The organism is Pyrobaculum ferrireducens, assembly GCF_000234805.1.
GTDB classification, from domain to species: Archaea; Thermoproteota; Thermoprotei; order Thermoproteales; family Thermoproteaceae; genus Pyrobaculum; species Pyrobaculum ferrireducens.
Window position 1 is genome coordinate 1,926,072 of sequence record NC_016645.1, and the last position, 16,442, is coordinate 1,942,513.

Consider the following 16,442-nt stretch of genomic DNA (forward strand, 5'->3'; position numbering starts at 1 on the left):
CCATGTCTATTGGCTCTGAGCTGATCTCTCACGTGAGGGCCGCGATGGTCAGCAAGCTCCGCGGCCTTCCTGTGCCGGAGATCCACCCGACTCTTTCCCGTCTCCGCCTCGGTGTGTTTGTCACAGTGGAGTCTATTGTGAGGTCTGGTGGCTACGAGAGGCGGGAGGTTAGGGGGTCTCTCGGCGTTGTCGAGCCTTTTAGAGACTTGGCTCATGACTCGGCGAGGGTTGCCGCTAAGCTCGCCATGTCTATACCGAGGTTCACCGAGTTCGACTTGCGGCGTTCTGTTGTCGAGGTGACTCTTGTAGAGGGGCTGAGGCCCTGGGACGGGGGCTTGGCCGGTTTTGAGTGGGGGCGGGAGGGCGTCTACGCGGTTGCCGGCGACAAGAAGATGGTTGTGCTTCCGCAGACGATGATTGAGAGGAGGCTGATTGGAGGGGCCCTCCTGCGCTATGTGGAGTCTATGGTGGGGGCGCCCGCCGAGCTGTACCGGTTCTACACGCGCATCTTCTACGAGCTGAGGCCCGAGGGGGAGGTGATTGAGAGGGAGTTGTGGAAGTCCCGTGTTATTAGGCAATTTTCTGAAGTTGTACGTTAAGCTTTTATACACATCCGCTGTAGGGTGCAATGTATATTGAGTTGTTCGTCGTGGCTGGGCAAAACGCCGATCTGGAGAACTCTCTTAAGAAGGCTGTGGAGGATCTTAGGAGCCGCGTGCAGAGGCCTGACAAGATCAGGCTGGCCACCGTCAAGATTAGGCCAGACGCCGTCGACCAGGTGCTGAGGCTGGCTAACGAGCCGCCCGATAAAGTCCCGCCGCACTACCGATCACTTGTAAACATGCTGAAGAAGTATGGAATAACGAGGTTCCCCGCCGTCGTTGTAGACGGCGCCAAGGTGGGGGAAGGCGACGTGGCCGTAGACGACGTCCTCCGCGCGGTGCAGGAAAAAGCCCGCGCGGAGTTCCCAGAACTAGCCACCTTCGAACTTGTCCCGCCGAAACCCGCCCCGGCGCCCGTCCAGCCCTTGGTAAGAGAAGTCGCCCCGCCCCCACCCCCTCCGCCGCCCCCGCCACAGCAACCGCCCCTCCCTACATACACGCCCGAGGTAAAGCCGGTGGAGTTGCCCCCACCCGAGCCTAAGCCCCTCGCGGAACCCAAGCCAGTTGCGCCAGAGTTGCCTCCGCCTCCTCCGCCGCCCCCGCCGCCTCCACCTCCGCAGTTGCAACCCGCCCCGGCGCCGGCTCTGCCCCCTCCGCCGCAACGTATGCCTAGGCAGATCACCACCGTCGTCAGGCTGGTGCTGGGGAGGCCGGATAACTGTGGGGAGTGTGCCTATTTTGGCCAGCTGACGTCTCGATGCTTCTTGTTTGGCTTCGCCGTGGCCAACCCCGCGTCGCCGCCGTGCAAGCAGTATGTTAGAGGTGGAGGTTAAGTACAGAGCCGACCTCTCCGCCGTTAGGCACCGCCTGGCTTCCCTGGGTTTTTCCCTTCTCTCTCTGGAGGAGGAGGTGGATATATACTTCCAGCACCCGTGTAGAGATTTCTCGTCCACAGACGAGGCCCTCCGGGTGAGGATTTCCAAGGGCGGGGTCGCGGTGACTTATAAAGGCCCTAGAATGGGCGTGGGGGCTAAGACCAGGGTGGAGGTTTCTGCAGAGGCGTCTGGCGGCGTTGTCGAGATTTTGGAGAGGCTGGGCTTCGCGAGGGTCGCCGCCATCAGGAAGAGGCGCGAGTACTACCGGGGAGGCGGGTTTTTGGTATCGCTCGACGCCGTGGAGGGGCTGGGCGAGTTTGTGGAGATCGAGAAGGTGGTGGAGGACGCGTCGCAGGTGGCGGCGGCCGTGGAGGAGATCAAGAGGCTAGCCAGCGCCTTGGGTCTAGTGGAGGAGGTCAAGGAAACTTATCTTGAGCTGTTTCTCAACACTTTTAAATCTAGGGGGTAGTATATACGTGCAGTTTGGGGACCTGGTCAAGGCCCTAGCGGCTATAGAGTCGACGACTCAGAGGACGACCATGGTAAAGCTCCTCATCTCGTTGTTTAAAAAGGCGAGGCCCGAGGAGATCGACAAGATTGTCTACTTCATCCTGGGGGACTTGCGGCCGCCGTGGGAGGGGGTGGAGCTCGGCGTCGCTGAGAAGTTGTGTATCAGAGCCCTGTCTAAGGCAAGCGGGGTCCCGGCCTCTGAATTAGAGGCGCTGTACAAGAAGACGGGCGACGTGGGGGAGGCGGCGAGGCGCGCCCTCTCTACCTCTAAGCGGCCTGGGCTTCTCGCCTTCGGCTCCCAGAAGCCGCTTGAGGTTTCCGAGGTGTACGACGTGTTGCTCAAGGTGGCCAGAGCGTCGGGGGAGGGGGCGCAGGACTTGAAGATAAACCTCCTCTCCTCTCTCTTCGCGCGGGCGTCGCCGGAGGAGGGGAAGTACATCGCCCGCTTTGTCGTGGGGAGGCTGAGGCTGGGGGTTGCCGACATGACGATTATAGAGGGGCTCTCCGAGGCCTTCGGCGTGGAGAAGGAGTCTCTGGAGAGGGCCTATCACGTCTATCCCGACCTGGGCCGCCTCGCTAGGCACGTCGCCGAGGGGAGGCCGCTGGAGGAGATAAAGATTACGCTTGGCGTGCCCGTGTTGCCCATGCTGGCTCAGAGGCTGTCATCGGCATCCGAGATCCTCGCCAAGCTCGGGGGGTCGGCGGTGTGTGAGTACAAGTACGACGGGGAGAGGGCCCAGATCCACCTCTCAAAGGCCGGGGTGAAGATTTTCAGCAGGAGGCTTGAGGACATAACCCACGCCTATCCAGACGTGGTGAAGGCCGTAAGGGAGGCGGTGTCGGCGGGGGAGGCGATCCTCGAGGGGGAGATAGTGGCCGTCGACCCCGACACCGGCGACATGTTGCCCTTCCAGGAGTTGATGCATAGGAAGAGGAAACACGAAGTAGCGGCTGCTGTGGAGATGTACCCCACCGTCCTCTACCTCTTTGACGTGCTGTACGTAGACGGTGAGGACTTAACCGAGGAGCCCCTCATCTACCGCCGCGTCAAGCTTTCCGAGATCGTCAAGGAAAGCGACAAGGTCTCCATTGCTAAGTGGAGGATTTTCGACGACCCAGACTCGGTGGACGTCTTCTTCCACGAGTCGGTCTCCATGGGCACGGAGGGGCTGATCTGCAAGTCGCCGACTTCTGTGTATGAAATGGGCGCCCGGGGGTGGAACTGGATTAAGTACAAGCGGGACTACCGTAGCGAGATGATAGACACCGTCGACCTCGTGGTGGTCGGCGCGTTCCACGGCCGCGGGAAGAGGGCGGGCCTCTACGGCGCCTTTCTCCTGGCGGCCTACGACCCATCCACGGACATGTTCTACACCGTGTGTAAAGTGGGGAGCGGCTTCACCGACGCCGACCTCAAGAAGATGTACGAAACGTTGCAACCCCTCAAGCTCCCCCACAGACACCCCAGGGTGGTGTCAAAGATGGAGGCCGACGTCTGGTTCGTCCCCCAGGTGGTGATAGAGGTCATAGGCGCCGAAATAACCCTCTCGCCGCTTCACACCTGCTGCCTCGGCGCGGTGCGGCCCGGCGTGGGGCTGGCGGTGAGGTTCCCGAGGTTCACCGGCCGCTACAGAAGCGACAAGTCGCCAGAGCAGGCCACCACCGTGGCGGAGATGCTTGAGCTATATAAGAGGCAGAAGAAGGTGGCTCAGCCTGAGTAGACCTTTTCCAAAGTCCACCGGAGCACCCGGAGGATTTCCCTCTTCCTCTCCTCTGTGCGGTAGTTGAATATCTTGAGGGCAACGGCCTCTCCCTCCCCGCCCTCAAGCTCGTACCTCAGCACCTCGTCCTGGCTTATCGAGCCCTGCCTAGCCTCACGGGCGTCCTCTTCTCTATACTTCTGGAGGAACTTGTCGAGGAAAAACCTCTTGAATAGGCTGTCCAGCTTCACAGGCTCTCTAAACTTGATGTAGAGATAGTTTGGGTACACCTCGGCCTTGGCGTAGACCTCTCCGCCCCTGCCCTTAACCTCCTCGACGGATTCGGGCCTCGCCGCCATCTGCTGGGCGGCGGTTGAGAAAGACCGCTCTCCAATTGCCTTATCTAGAAACTCCAGTAGCGAGGTGTAGAGGGATAGCTCCTGCTGGAGCTTCGCAATCCTCTCCTCTAGTAGTTTTCTCAACTCCAGGAGCTTTTGAACCTCCACGCCCCCGTCACTGTATTTATATTTAAAATTTTGACATGTCGTGGTAGTTGCGTCTATTGGAAACCTGAACTTCGACCTCTACCTCAGGATATCGGAGCTACCGGGCCCCGACGAAAACGTCGAGGCTCTTGACCTGTACACCGGGGGCGGGGGGTCGGCCGCCAATTTCGCCGTGGCGGTCGCCAGGATGGGGCTGGGGGCGAGGTTTATAGGCGCAGTCGGCGACGATCCCCTCGGCGAGATATCTCTGAGAGAGCTGAGGTCTGAGGGGGTCGATGTTACGTTTGTAAAGAGGGTTAGGGGGATGAGGTCGGGCGTCGTGGTGGTGCTGGTGCACCCAGACGGGGTGAAGAGAATGCTGTCACACAGAGGGGCCAACCTGGGCCTCACCCCAGCGGACTTAACCGTGGACAAGTTTTCCGGAGTCCGGCACATTCACCTAGCCACGGGGAGGACCGAGCTGATTTTAAGAGCTAAGGAGATCGCCAGGGAGATAGGCGCCACGGTGTCGGTTGACGGAGGCACGGCCCTCGCCAGGAAGGGGCTTGAAATTGTGAAGGCGGCGGTGGAGGGAGTCGACGTGGTCTTCATGAACCACGTAGAGGCCAAGCTCCTGGCGAACACCGGGGACCACAAATCCGCAATAGAGAGGCTGGCGAGGGAGCTGAGGGCTGGGGAGCTGGTGATAACCCTGGGCCCCATAGGGGCCGTGGCTTTCAAAGAGGGGAAGCTCCTCCAAGTAGACGCCTTTAAGGTAAACGCCGTCGACACGACGGGCGCGGGGGACAGCTTCGCGGCCGCCTACATCGCCATGTATCTAGAGGGGAGGGATTTATACGAGAAGCTTCTCTTCGCCAACGCCGCCGCCGCGATAAAAGTGACGCGGCCGGGCGCCAGGTCCTCACCCCGCCGCGACGAGGTGGTTTCGTTTCTGGAGTCTTTTGGATACAAGATTTAAATAGATAGTTGTATATTGGTAAGTGGCCCAGAAAATGCTGTGCCTAGGCCCCCGGTGCGCCTTCGGCCCCAACGGCTCATCGTTGTTTAGATGTGGAAAGAAGGCTCTCAAGCCTACTATAAGGGGGAACAAGATAGTGTTCTGGTGTACGTGGCTAAACGACGAGTGTATAGGGGCTAAGTGCCAGTACGCCTACTGCGAGGCCAGGGCGATGACTCCAGAGGGCTACTGCACCTACAAGGCGCCGGGCGGGGGCGAGGAGGAGGCTAAGAGAGATATATTGGCCGAGGTAAAGAAAATGGAAAGGGAGGTCGAGAAGATCAGGGCGCATTTAAAGAGGCAAGGTCTTGGGGACTATTTGTGAAGGCTGTTGTCCTCGCGGCGGGTCTGGGCACTAGGCTGAGGCCTCTTACGTACTTTCTGCCAAAGCCCCTAGTCGCCGTGGGGGATAGGCCTCTGATTGCGCACATTATTGAGTGGCTGAGGATGAACGGCGTGGGGGAGGTCGCCGTGGTGGGGTACTACATGCAGGAGGTGTTGGAGAGCTACCTCTCTGAGTGCCACCCAGACGTGGCGTTTTTCAAGTCGAGGAGGTTGCTGGGCACGGCCGGCCAGCTTCACTACGTCCGCGAATGGGCCAGCGGGGATATGGCGGTGGTTAATACAGACGTTTTGACAAACCTAGATCTCAGACACCCGCTTGAGTTGCACAGATCGTCGGGTGCTCTGCTGACTATCGTCGGTCAGAGGTACAGGGCCTCTCTCCGCTTCGGCGTCTTGGATACGGAGGGGCCGGCGCTGAGGGCGTGGAGGGAGAAGCCTACTATTGACTACATAACGTCCACCGGTATATACATAATCTCTGCCGACGTCGTGAAGAAATTAGGCGAGGAGTACCTCGACATGAACGTCTTAGCGACGTCGCTGATGCCTAGAGTCGCTGTTTACACGGCGAAGGAGGCGTATTTCTACGACGTGGGGACGCTGGAGGATTTGCAATCAGTCGCCAACGTCGTTGTTGGAGATTTGAAGCCGTAACGGATATATATTTTCTAATACATAAAGGCGATGAGCGTCTGCCCTGCTTTGAGACGCGGAGAAGGCGGGTTTGTATGTGGCTACAGCAACAAACCCATAGATCCCTTCAGTTGGTACTGTATAGGGAACTACACCGAGTGCCCCATATTCATAAGATACACCCGCGAGGAGAGGACCAGAGCCGCGGCGCCCCCCAGGCCGGAGGAGGCGCCTAAGCCCCTGGCCGAGGTGCTCCCCCTGACGCCGGAGAAGGGCGAGGCCGAGTTCGAGAAGGCCGTCAAGCCCGTGATAGACAACGTGGTTTTGAAATACGACGACTTGGTAAAGAAACTCGACAATATGTGGAGAGAGTACGAGGGCGACGTGGTGAAGGTGAGGAGGCAGTGGGAGGTGGAGAAGATGTCGCTACTGAGGGCGCAGGAGTTGCTGGGCAGGACCATCGGCGACTACGAGAAGATGCTTGCGGAGCTAGAGCTAAAGAGAGACTTCATGCCGCCGGAGTCTTACGACAGCGCTAAGAGAGATATAGAGACGAAGCTTGAGGCCCTGCGCAACCTCCTAGACGAGGTGAAGTCGAAGTACGCCGCGCTTGAGGAGGGCCTCGGCGCCCACTTCAAGAGAGTTCTCTCCACCTCCACAAGCGCCGAGGTCATATCGCTGAAGCTCTCCCTGTCGAAGCTTGAGGAGTTGTTAAAAGAGGGGAAGATATCTCGCGAAACTTACGAAAAACTTAAGAAAGAGCTTGAGGAGTTGTTGAGATGAGTCTCGACGTCGCGTATCTAGCCCTGGGCGAGCTGGAGAAGATACTGTCTCAATACGACGAGAAGCTCAAGGGCATTGAAGACACCTGGAGGGCCTTCACAGACTCTGCCACCAAGACGAAGTCGAGCTGGGACGCCGACCTCCCTCGGATCAAGATAAGAGTTGACCAGCTGAGAAACGTGGTGGAGAGCTTGAAGAAGGAGCAGGAGGTCCTCCTCGCCAAGCGGGAGCTTGGCCTAATCTCCGACAAGGACTACGAGAGCCTCTCCGCAGAGTTGCAGAAGAAGATATATGAATACCAGGAGAAGCTCGACGCGCTGTCTCGGAAGACGGCGGAGATTGAGATGAGGGTGCTCTACCTCTGGGCGAGGGCCCTCACAAGAGACTACCTGGCGAAGTTCGACCTTGTGGAGCTCGAAAAGAAAATCGAGGACGCCAGAGCCGCGGGGAGGATAGACGAGGAGACCTACGCCAAGATGAAACACGAGATCGACGTGATGAAACACACCTGGGAGTTGCTAAACCTCTTGTCGCCTAGCGACAAGTCTTGACGTAGGCCACGCCGTTCCTCACCTCCACCAACTCTACGCAATCTCCCCGCGCCGCCCGACACCCGTCACACACTGCCCTCCAGTACTCACCCCCGATCTTCACCACGCCGACTGGCTTCAGATCTTCGACGGCGACGCCTCTACCGCCGACGTAAGTATAGCCCCTAGGCGCCTCTCTAAACACCTTAAAGCCTACATAAACCGCAAGCGCCGCGAAGGGGGCCGACACAGCCACGGCGGCCCACAGAGGGATAAGCCCAGAGAGGTGTAGCAACAGCGCTACGACGGCTGGCAGGACAAATAAAAACACGTCGTCCAGCACCGCGACGAGGATCAAGAGGCGAGACATAAAACCCATATACATCCAGTATTATATGTTTAAAGTAGAGGTGCCGGGGGGATACACAGCCCTCGTCAGAGGCCCCGCCCACGTCCAGTGCGAGGATCTGTGCGAAGTCTTCGGCGGGGCATTTCAAAGCTTCGCAGTTCCCCCGCACAAGCAGTACCCCGTGGAGGGCCCCGCGAAAATGAGAATTGAAAGCGGCGAGCTCGTCCTAGTACGGGGGGCCGCCGTGCCTCCCGACTGGCGCATGGAGCTGGAGGGCACAGCGGCTCTGCTCGGCCCCACAGACTCTGGAAAAAGTAGCCTCTCCACATACCTCCTCAATATCCACGTGAGGAGAGGCAGGAGGGTATGTGTAGTAGACGCAGACGTCGGCCAGGCCGACATAGGGCCGCCCGGCTTCGTCGCGTATAGTTGCACCTCCGCCCCCGTGCCCCACGTCTCGGAGCTAGAGCCCCACGACGCTTACTACATCGGCGCCACGAACATACAGGGAATGGAAGACCTATTCGTGGCCGGCGTGGTGAGGCTGTTGAGAAAAGCCGCGGCCCAGTACCCACATCTAATAATAGTAAACACCCCCGGCTGGGCGACGGGACGCGGCCTCCAGATGCTGAAAGCCCTAGCCGACGCTGTGGAGCCCACAGTGGTGAACATCGGCGAGCAGATACTGCCGGGGCGCGTGGTGACGAAGCCGAGACACCTCCTGCCAAGGGGGCCTCAGGAGAGGAGAGAATTGAGAAACCTCGCGTATAGACGCCACATCAAGCTGGCGGCTAAGCTACAGATCGAGCCCCAAAAAATTACAAACTGTAGGGTAGGCAACGCAGTGGAGTGCCCGTGGGGGAGGTACACGCCGGGAGACGTGCCGGAGCCCCAGAAGAAGGGCAGGGAATACACAGTCCCCCCGCACTACCTCAGAAACCTGCTGGTAGCCCTCTACAGAGGCGGCCGCCTGGCGGGCTACGGCGTAGTGGAGAGGCTCGACCCCAGGCCCGTTTTATACGCCACAACCACGGAATTCGACGAGGTGCACATGGGAAAGATAAGAATAGACCCCCAGACCCTCCAGGAGCTAGAACCACTACCCTAGATCCGCGCCATGGAGCTCACCCCACTCCAGTACCTCCTCTCAGCCGCCGCGGGGCTGGTCGTTGGCTTCTCCCTCGGCTTAGTAGGCGGGGGGGGGGGGTAGCATACTGGCGGTCCCCCTCCTCCTCTACATGGTAGGGCTGGAAAAAGCGCCCGACGCCGCCCACATTGCGGTAGGCACCACAGCCCTAGCCGTAGGCCTCAACGCCTATATAAACTCCCTCATACACCTCAAAAAGAAAAACGTAGATCTAAAAACAGGCGCGGTCTTCGCCGCCGCAAGCCTCGCCGACTCCGCCGCCGGCGCCTACCTGGGACACATCACCCCCGGGACGAGGTTGCTGGCTCTATTCGCCGTATTTATGATAGCCGTGGGGGCCTCCATGGCGCTACCCACCAAAACGCATCGAAACACCCCAAGGCGCTCCAAGCCGAAGATGGCGGCCGCCGGTATTTTAGTCGGCTTCCTAAGTGGGTATTTCGGGATAGGGGGAGGCTTCTTAATAGTCCCCACGCTGATGTACGTGGCCGGGCTTGAAATTTCCAAGGCAGTCGGCACGAGCCTAATCTCCGTAGGCACCTTCGGCCTCGCCACCGGCCTAATCTACGCGCTATACGGCAAAACACTAGTCGCCATAGCCGCCCTATACCTAATAGGAGGCGTAGCCGGGGGCTACCTCGGGGCGGCGCTGGCGGTCAAGACGCCGAGAGATACTCTAAAGAAGATATACAGCGCGCTGATAATATCAGTAGGCATCTACATCCTCTACAAGTCGCTAGGCGCCTAAATCAACACAACTCATCTATACATAATAAACGCCGATGCAGAGGCGCCGCCGGCAGACACGGCCAGAATACACGAAGCCAGGCGCGGAGCCGCATAGGCCCATCGCGCCAGCGAAGCCAATGCCGCCGCTCTCTTTACCGCCTTGCAACCCCCGCCGTAAGATGGGCGCGGCAGACAACAATGGGAAAATTGCCACGGCTGGGCTCGTTGTAAACGAGTAGCCCCTCACTATTCTTCTAACATGCGTTCTAAGAAAACTGCAGACAGGCGGCGATCAAGAGCCCAATTTGCAAAAGGAATGGGAAGCACAGCCCCCGCGGCCACGCAAAGAACCAGCCTCTGCACAGCCAAAAAGTATAAAAACCGCGGCGAGAAGAAATACCCAGCCCCGGCGAAGAATCGGGGAGCCGCGGCTTGCCGGCCGCTCCAACCGGTAGTCTAGCCCGGTCAAGGATGTGGGCCTTTCGAGCCCGTGACCCGGGTTCAAATCCCGGCCGGGGCACTCCCCCCAACTCTAACTCCCTAGGCCCGGCATACCGCTTCAAAAACTCAGATAAAATCTTGAAAAGAGACACAAATCTGTAAAGGGCAGTTCGCCATGCACGGACATTAAATTACACGCCATGCCGTGTGTCAGTTAGTAGGTATAAAGTGAGTTGCTCCAGGAGGAAGCCGTGTATAGGAGCGCCCCGTGCATGCGTCGTGTCGGTTTGAGGACACACACCGCCGCCAGGTATCGGCGTCTTTCAACCCTCCCGTAATATGTTTTTCCCGAGTCGACGCCGTACAATCTCCCTGAATCGAGAAGAATATCCGACTTCGAGTCGTGAAGAGCGTAGAGGTGGGAGCTGAATGCCGTAGCTGGCTTTAAAGCTCTTCACTGATGTGGCTGTTGTCCACTCCGCCAACCTGGCTCTGGCCGGGAGATGGGTGGCGTATGTGGGGGTGGGGAGGCGCGGCGGCCGCTACGACCACATATACATGTACATGAGTGGCTACTCCTCAGTCGCCAGACGCGGCTTGAGGGCAGATGCGTTTGTCTATCTGGCCTACACCCGCAATAAGTTGCTGGCGGAGATATGGGAGGCGTGGTTCTACACGGTTTTCAAACCTCCGTACACCAGGCGGGGGCCCCGGGCCATGCCGAGAGGCCTCTACGCGGAGAGATATGCGTCGGTGGAGGAGCCAGTGGCAATGGCGAGACACGCCGAGGTGGTCAGCCCCTCATCGGTTGGCGCCTCTACGCGTCTAACTGAGATTATTGACGGTTGTGCAGAAAAACGCGTAGCTGTGGTACATGTTGAGAAGCCGCCTCCCACAGCCTGCGGCGTAGCAGAGGGGGCTTAATTCCATATAAAGAGGTGAGCCAGGTGAGGATATGGGCATGTTTGTGGATATTGATGAGGTACTGACGAAGCTGAGGGAGAGGTGCGGGATAGCGCTACGCGGCGGGCCTCCGCCGACGTTAGAGGCGGTGTTGGAGGAGTCTGCGAGGCGGGGAGTGCTGTATGGCAACGCGGCTACCTTGTTCAAGAAGTGGAGGCTGTACATGCGGTACGTAGGCGAGGCGGTGCCCGAGGCGCTGTCGCTACCAGTCGACAAAGCCACGCAGTTTAGACAATTTGTAGACGGCCTTATCCAGCTGTTGGATAAGGCTGAGAAACAGGCAAGAGAAAAGCTGGCGGGGATATGCAAAGCCGTGGAGGAGGGCCGCGTCAAGATCAAGAGTGGCAAAACCGTAAGCCACATATGCGCCGGCGGCGTATGTATCCATGCACATTCGACCAGCGCCCCGGTGTTTAAACTACCTCTACACGACATATCTGCCAAGCTGTACTTCCCCAGTATTGGACTAGGCCCAGAGGAAGTAGAAGCCTTCCAACTAGGCTGGAGGGCGAGCGACGAGGCGACTGAAGGTAGGCGGCCTGAGATGGGCACGACAAAGCCGTGGCAACTATTAGCATGGCTTGCGGTTAGATCCGGAGTGGTGCGGATTTATCTCCATTATGTCCATGTGAATGCTAGCGGTCTATCTCTGGAGACATACGCCGTTGCCCGGGATTGGGAGCAGAGGTGGTCTAAGGAGGAGGCGCAGAGGCTCGCCGTAGAGGCTATACAGCGGGGCGATTACAGGCCGTTATTGACGTGGTTCTTGGGAGACGGGGTGGCTAGGTGGGAGAATCTCCGCCTTTATTTAGCAGGCGCCATCTTAGGTGGGTTCAGACGAGATGTTGCAAAGAGAGGTAGCTACGCCACTAGGGAGATTTCCACCGCTGTGGCAAAAGCATTGCTGGAAAACGCTGGGATTTACGGCCGGTTGCTAGAGGTGTTGCGTAGCCACAAGTGGGAATATCTAAAGACACTGGCAAGTTACAAGCCGCCTCTTAGCCCAACTTACGTGACGGTAAGAGGCGTGGAGATGCGCCTACACTTGTCGGCGAGAACTTTATACGCAGAGAGGCGGCTCGCCAGCGAGGAGGAGGCTAGGCGCACCGCGGAGCGACTGGCGCCCCACGCCAGTATCTACAAAGACAGAAACAGGTACGTAGTGTACATCCCCTGGAGCGGGCTGAAAGAACTTATGCAAAAAGACCCAGCGCTAGGGAGAGCGGTAGTGGATTACCTAGGCAAAGTAGCCGAGAGGAAGCCTATTGCAAAAAAGCTACTAGCCCAGATAACCCCCCTCTTTTAAAATTAAACCTACGTGGCGGGCCCGCCGGGATTTGAACCTTATCCCAAGCCCCCACGCGGGGGCTTGACGGGACCTACGGCTCCGCAGGGTCGGCGGATCTGGTGGATCCACCGCCGCGCTGTCCTGACTGCGCTACGGGCCCTTTCCCAGATACATGACTATTTATTTAAGCCTTATGCCGCCTTTAAAAAGCTAACCGAATTAAACCCGCTCAGTCGCCTATTTAACTGAGATATGTGGGCAGTCCCAGCGTGGGCCGCCGCCGTCCTCGCAGTAGCCTACTATATCGACAGGTCCGCAACCGAGGGTGGGCTGGCGAAATGTGCTATCTCTGTACAGCAGCATAGACGCCGGTGAACGGAGCGCATCGCGTAATGCGGCGGCGCTTTTTGGTATTAGAAACTTTTATAGCCACTCCATGGACTGTAGAGTGTGGCTGTAGTAAAAACCCACATCTTTTTCTTTTCACTCTCTTTTACGTCTCCATTCTGTTGTTGATAACACTAATACTGTATCACCTATTAACAGAGGGTTTGGAAAGTACTCTAATAAGTCTGCTCATAGTGGCAAAGTCTGTGGCAGTCTCCTTCTAAGCTTTACTTGCCATTTTTGCAGTAAACCCCCAGTGGGTTGCTGGAGAGCAAAGAGGCGACCTCTTTGATAGCTACTTTGGCGTCGTTTACAGCTAGATGCGCCCAGAACTCCGAGTTGTCTATGCCGTGAAAGGTTGGGGGACGCTACTGGGTTCAAATCCCACCGGGCCCGCCTGTCTGGGCTCTCGCCTTCTTTTACTGTCTATTGTGGTCTGTGAGGGTGTGGTCGTGGTTTCTGCATATTACCCTTAGCCTTCCCTTGGTTGTTGTCTGGTATACTAGGCACTTGTCTTCTTCGCCGGTGCATGGGGCTACGCATCTTATTTCGTAGCCCTCTACTTCGCATTCCATTTCGTAGGGCTGTCCCGTCTTGTCTATATACCGTATCCCGATGCCGTAGGCCAGGGCGGCGAGTAGGAGATCCACCGGCCTCAGCTCCCCGATTTGTATCTCTTTGTCATCTATCTTCACCGAGGTGGGCGTGACGGTTATCTTATGGCGCCTCTTGTGCATAGGATTGCGCACGCCCCGCATCCAGTGCACGTGTCTAGTATCTGTGGTGTGCCGGCCCGGGAGGGGGCTATGGCGGGGCACGCCGTTTTTAGACAGTCGCCGCATCTGTCGCAGAGGGCGGGCTCGACCCGGTATGGCCTCCTCTCAACAGCGTATCCAACTACACGTTTCTTAAATAAGTCGCAAACGTCGCCGGGGTGGTCTAGGACTACTGCGTAGCCGCCGAGCTCGGCTACTCTGGCGACGAGGTGGTCTTCTCTCTTGGCCACTGCTACGACGGGACCTGCGTTGTACCCCCCGATAAGTATTCCGAGGGCTATCGCAGACGCCTTCAGCGGGGGGAGGTGTATGTCCACCACCTCGGCGACCTCGGCGGGCTCGTGCCACGTTGGGACGACCATGTAGTCGGGTTGCGCGCCAGCCGCCGGCGTCAGCCTCACGTCGGAGACTACGATGGGCACGGCGTCTATCATCTTCAGGAGGCGGTATAGGCAGGCCATTAGGGGTAGCAGTTCGTGCCCCACGCCGTTCTTCTCGCCGCCGCTGGCCCACCTCCACGGCTTCATGTAGTGCTTGTTAAAAGTGGAGACCCGCCTCTTCGCCGCGGCGGGGGCGGGGCCTTCGTAGCCCACTGGTGTGGAGTACATCTCCGAGTGGTCGACGGCTTTCTCCAGGTCTTTGAAGCACTCCAGCCCGGGGGGACACGGCGTTATCAGAAGGGCGCCCCAAGCCGCGCCTCTCGCGGCTTCCAGAGCCTCTCTGCTGGGAGTGGCCTTCACGAGGACTTGTCTAAAGGTTGCCGAGAGTCCGACGGCTACTGCCAGCCTCTCGTCGTCTGTGTAGGCCGCGTCATCTATGACGAATTCAACCACGTGGCTATTTGTCTACTTGATTTTAAGCATGACCACCAGCCGCCTCAGGGCTTCTTTTTCTGTGGGGAAGTGGTCGAGGGGCTTGGGGCCGTTGATCTTGACCCATAGGCACTTGTCTGAGAGGTATATCTCGCCGGTTTTTAGATTCAGCACTAGGGGGTACATTCGGCAGGCTAGCGGCTTTTTTTCGTGGATTGTGCACCTGCCCTTGTAGAAGGGGCACCACCCCTCTATTACCCACTTGTACAGCTTCACGCCGTTGTAGAAGCCGTATTCTCTAAATGTGAGCTTCACGCCTATTTTCTCCGCCTCTTTAGTGAGGATGGGGATTTCATCTTCTAGAACCACGGGAGCCTCTTCTATAGTTTCAAATTTGCAACAGTCAGAGGGACATCCGATGGGGCAGCTGAACACGGCCCCCTCCTCATATCCCTTTTTAAACTCCTCGTGGCTTTAATATGTGTAAATAATATTTTCGAAATTAGCAAATATAAATTTATAAAGGTGTGCCTTGGATGTTTGTAAATTTAATTGTATAAAGAACCTTCTTTAAATATGTGATTATTCACAGAGCCACCGGTGAAACAACTAAAGTACTATTTAAAAAATTTTAAAGATAAATTTAAAAATGTTTTAAAGACGTTCCCCACATGAAGAAGGAAAAGAAAGAGGGGAAGAAGGAGGAGAAAAAGAAGTAAGAGGCTAAGGCGCTAAGATTTTTAAAACCTTCTTCTTTTCCCCTCCCATGGTTAAGGTCTTGGATGTTGGTAGGATTGTCGTTAAGGTTTTGGGGAGGGAGGCTGGTAGAAAGGCTGTCATTGTCGACATCGTAGACGCGAACTATGTAGTTATCACTGGGCCGAGGTCTCTTACCGGCGTTAAGAGGAGGCGGGTTAACGTAAACCACATAGAGCCCACGGACAAGAAGATTGAGATTAAGAGGGGGGCCTCCGACGAGGAGGTTTTGAAGGCGCTGGAGGCCGCCGGGCTTGTTGAGTATATGCGTGAAAGGGTGAAGCCCCGCGTTCTTGGAATAACCAAGGCGGAGGTTAGGTGAGGTGCGGGACTAGGGAGGTTTTTGTAAAAGTTGAGGAGTCTACGAATCCTCAGTGGGGTAAGCCGCCGTCTCAGAGATCTGCTGAGGAGCATATAAGATACTCCATGGTTGTACTGGACAAGCCTAGGGGGCCGAGTAGCCACGAGGTGGCCGCCTGGGTTAAGAAGATTCTTGGCGTGGACAGGGCTGGCCACGCGGGGACGCTGGATCCGAAAGTCTCGGGGGTTTTGCCGATAGCGGTGGCTGAGGGGACGAAGGTTTTGATGGCGCTTTCCCGGTCGGACAAGGTTTACGTAGCCGTGGCGAAGTTCCACGGGGGCGTCGACGCGGAGAGGCTTAGGGCGGTTTTGCAGGAGTTCCAGGGCGTGATCTACCAGAAGCCTCCTCTGCGGTCCGCCGTCAAGAGGCAGTTGCGCACTCGCCACGTGTATTCGCTTGAGCTTTTAGAGCTGGACGGCCGGTACGCCGTTATTAAAATGCACGTCGAGGCTGGGACATATGCGCGGAAGATTATCCACGACATAGGGGAGGTTCTGGGGGTGGGCGCCAACATGAGGGAGCTGAGGCGCGTCGCCGTTTCGTGCTACTCCGAGGACGAGGCGGTGACTCTGCAGGACGTGGCGGATGCGTACCATATATGGAGGCGCTATGGAGACGACACATACCTGAGGAGGGTTTTGTTGCCTATTGAGGAGGCGGCTAGGCACCTCCCCAAGATATGGGTAAGGGACAGCGCTGTCGACGCGTTGTGCAACGGCGCCCCCCTCGCCGCGCCCGGCGTGTCGAAGTTCGAAACTCCCTTCTCCGCGGGGGATCTCGTGGCGATGTTTACGCTCAAGGGAGAGCTCATTGGAGTCGGCAGAGCGTTAGTAAGCTCCGAAGAGGTTAAAAAAATGGATAGAGGCCTCGTCGTGCGCACGGATAGAGTTGTGATGAGGCGTGGTACCTACCCGGCGATGTGGAAAAGAGGGACGAGGGCAAAAACTTAAAA

General features: G+C 57.6%; 20 protein-coding genes and 2 tRNA genes. 16 read left to right on the forward strand and 6 right to left on the reverse strand.

The genetic code is table 11. The annotated features are described in order from the left end of the window. Window positions 1-2 precede the first annotated feature (2 nt). Genes P186_RS10775 through P186_RS10790 form a run of 4 tightly spaced genes read left to right on the forward strand, consistent with a single transcriptional unit; the run spans window position 3 to window position 3,708 of the window. The gene (locus P186_RS10775) at window positions 3-599 is read left to right on the forward strand and encodes an AMMECR1 domain-containing protein (protein ID WP_148682993.1); all 597 of its coding nucleotides are present in this window, start codon (window positions 3-5) and stop codon (window positions 597-599) included. 29 nt (window positions 600-628) lie between these two features. Continuing rightward, on the forward strand, window positions 629-1,435 hold the full coding sequence (locus tag P186_RS10780) for a hypothetical protein (protein ID WP_014289522.1): 807 nt from the start codon (window positions 629-631) through the stop codon (window positions 1,433-1,435). Further along, the gene (gene cyaB / locus P186_RS10785) at window positions 1,416-1,946 is read left to right on the forward strand and encodes a class IV adenylate cyclase (protein WP_014289523.1); all 531 of its coding nucleotides are present in this window, start codon (window positions 1,416-1,418) and stop codon (window positions 1,944-1,946) included. Before P186_RS10780 ends, cyaB begins: the two co-directional genes overlap by 20 nt. 7 nt (window positions 1,947-1,953) lie before the next feature. Next, a complete protein-coding gene (locus P186_RS10790; protein WP_148682994.1) occupies window positions 1,954-3,708 on the forward strand; it encodes an ATP-dependent DNA ligase in 1,755 nt (584 codons plus the stop codon). On the opposite strand, the gene P186_RS10795 is transcribed toward P186_RS10790, so the two are convergent. Continuing rightward, window positions 3,696-4,193, reverse strand: a complete 498-nt coding sequence (locus P186_RS10795) for a hypothetical protein (RefSeq protein WP_014289525.1) — start codon at window positions 4,191-4,193, stop codon at window positions 3,696-3,698. The two genes, P186_RS10790 and P186_RS10795, sit on opposite strands and share 13 nt — an antisense overlap. 40 nt (window positions 4,194-4,233) lie before the next feature. Between P186_RS10795 and P186_RS10800 the strand changes: the two genes are divergently transcribed. The 5 genes from P186_RS10800 to P186_RS10820 are packed head-to-tail and all read left to right on the forward strand — an operon-like array spanning window position 4,234 to window position 7,502. Further along, a complete protein-coding gene (locus P186_RS10800; RefSeq protein WP_014289526.1) occupies window positions 4,234-5,151 on the forward strand; it encodes a carbohydrate kinase family protein in 918 nt (305 codons plus the stop codon). Window positions 5,152-5,173: 22 nt separating this feature from the next. Beyond that, window positions 5,174-5,515: a hypothetical protein gene (locus P186_RS10805; RefSeq protein ID WP_014289527.1), complete on the forward strand. Its 342-nt coding sequence runs from the start codon at window positions 5,174-5,176 to the stop codon at window positions 5,513-5,515. Continuing rightward, entirely contained in the window at window positions 5,512-6,189 is a 678-nt protein-coding gene (locus P186_RS10810) for a nucleotidyltransferase family protein (RefSeq protein WP_014289528.1), read from the forward strand. Before P186_RS10805 ends, P186_RS10810 begins: the two co-directional genes overlap by 4 nt. A 30-nt stretch (window positions 6,190-6,219) precedes the next feature. Next, the gene (locus P186_RS10815) at window positions 6,220-6,951 is read left to right on the forward strand and encodes a hypothetical protein (RefSeq protein ID WP_014289529.1); all 732 of its coding nucleotides are present in this window, start codon (window positions 6,220-6,222) and stop codon (window positions 6,949-6,951) included. Next, window positions 6,948-7,502, forward strand: a complete 555-nt coding sequence (locus tag P186_RS10820) for a hypothetical protein (protein ID WP_014289530.1) — start codon at window positions 6,948-6,950, stop codon at window positions 7,500-7,502. The genes P186_RS10815 and P186_RS10820 overlap by 4 nt, the downstream gene beginning before the upstream one ends. Here P186_RS10820 and P186_RS10825 read toward each other — a convergent pair. Continuing rightward, the gene (locus tag P186_RS10825) at window positions 7,486-7,851 is read right to left on the reverse strand and encodes an NfeD family protein (RefSeq protein WP_148682995.1); all 366 of its coding nucleotides are present in this window, start codon (window positions 7,849-7,851) and stop codon (window positions 7,486-7,488) included. The genes P186_RS10820 and P186_RS10825 overlap by 17 nt on opposite strands. 25 nt (window positions 7,852-7,876) lie before the next feature. Between P186_RS10825 and P186_RS10830 the strand changes: the two genes are divergently transcribed. The 5 genes from P186_RS10830 to P186_RS10850 all read left to right on the forward strand — a co-directional run bounded on the left by P186_RS10830 (window position 7,877) and on the right by P186_RS10850 (window position 12,416). Beyond that, window positions 7,877-8,938, forward strand: coding sequence for a Clp1/GlmU family protein (locus P186_RS10830; RefSeq protein WP_014289532.1), 1,062 nt, complete (start codon window positions 7,877-7,879; stop codon window positions 8,936-8,938). 130 nt (window positions 8,939-9,068) lie between these two features. Further along, window positions 9,069-9,725 carry a sulfite exporter TauE/SafE family protein gene (locus P186_RS10835; RefSeq protein ID WP_014289533.1) on the forward strand — a complete coding sequence of 219 codons (657 nt, stop codon included), beginning with the start codon at window positions 9,069-9,071 and terminating at the stop codon, window positions 9,723-9,725. A gap of 405 nt (window positions 9,726-10,130) precedes the next feature. Next, a tRNA-Glu gene (locus tag P186_RS10840) sits at window positions 10,131-10,226 on the forward strand. 383 nt (window positions 10,227-10,609) lie between these two features. Then, a complete protein-coding gene (locus tag P186_RS10845) occupies window positions 10,610-11,071 on the forward strand; it encodes a hypothetical protein (RefSeq protein ID WP_014289534.1) in 462 nt (153 codons plus the stop codon). Window positions 11,072-11,102: 31 nt separating this feature from the next. Next, window positions 11,103-12,416, forward strand: coding sequence for a hypothetical protein (locus tag P186_RS10850; protein ID WP_014289535.1), 1,314 nt, complete (start codon window positions 11,103-11,105; stop codon window positions 12,414-12,416). A gap of 13 nt (window positions 12,417-12,429) precedes the next feature. Here the strand turns inward: P186_RS10850 and P186_RS10855 are convergent. The 4 genes from P186_RS10855 to P186_RS10870 all read right to left on the reverse strand — a co-directional run bounded on the left by P186_RS10855 (window position 12,430) and on the right by P186_RS10870 (window position 14,808). Next, window positions 12,430-12,558 (reverse strand) — tRNA-Arg (locus tag P186_RS10855). A gap of 646 nt (window positions 12,559-13,204) precedes the next feature. After that, window positions 13,205-13,522 carry a hypothetical protein gene (locus P186_RS10860; protein WP_014289536.1) on the reverse strand — a complete coding sequence of 106 codons (318 nt, stop codon included), beginning with the start codon at window positions 13,520-13,522 and terminating at the stop codon, window positions 13,205-13,207. Further along, window positions 13,498-14,394, reverse strand: coding sequence for a 4Fe-4S ferredoxin (locus P186_RS10865; RefSeq protein WP_014289537.1), 897 nt, complete (start codon window positions 14,392-14,394; stop codon window positions 13,498-13,500). The genes P186_RS10860 and P186_RS10865 overlap by 25 nt, the downstream gene beginning before the upstream one ends. 12 nt (window positions 14,395-14,406) lie before the next feature. Continuing rightward, a complete protein-coding gene (locus P186_RS10870) occupies window positions 14,407-14,808 on the reverse strand; it encodes a YkgJ family cysteine cluster protein (protein WP_014289538.1) in 402 nt (133 codons plus the stop codon). A 331-nt stretch (window positions 14,809-15,139) separates the two neighbouring features. On the opposite strand from P186_RS10870, the gene P186_RS10875 reads away from it, so the two are divergent. Next, a complete protein-coding gene (locus tag P186_RS10875) occupies window positions 15,140-15,451 on the forward strand; it encodes a 50S ribosomal protein L14e (RefSeq protein ID WP_014289539.1) in 312 nt (103 codons plus the stop codon). Next, window positions 15,448-16,440, forward strand: a complete 993-nt coding sequence (locus tag P186_RS10880) for an RNA-guided pseudouridylation complex pseudouridine synthase subunit Cbf5 (RefSeq protein WP_014289540.1) — start codon at window positions 15,448-15,450, stop codon at window positions 16,438-16,440. The genes P186_RS10875 and P186_RS10880 overlap by 4 nt, the downstream gene beginning before the upstream one ends. Window positions 16,441-16,442: the final 2 nt, after the last annotated feature.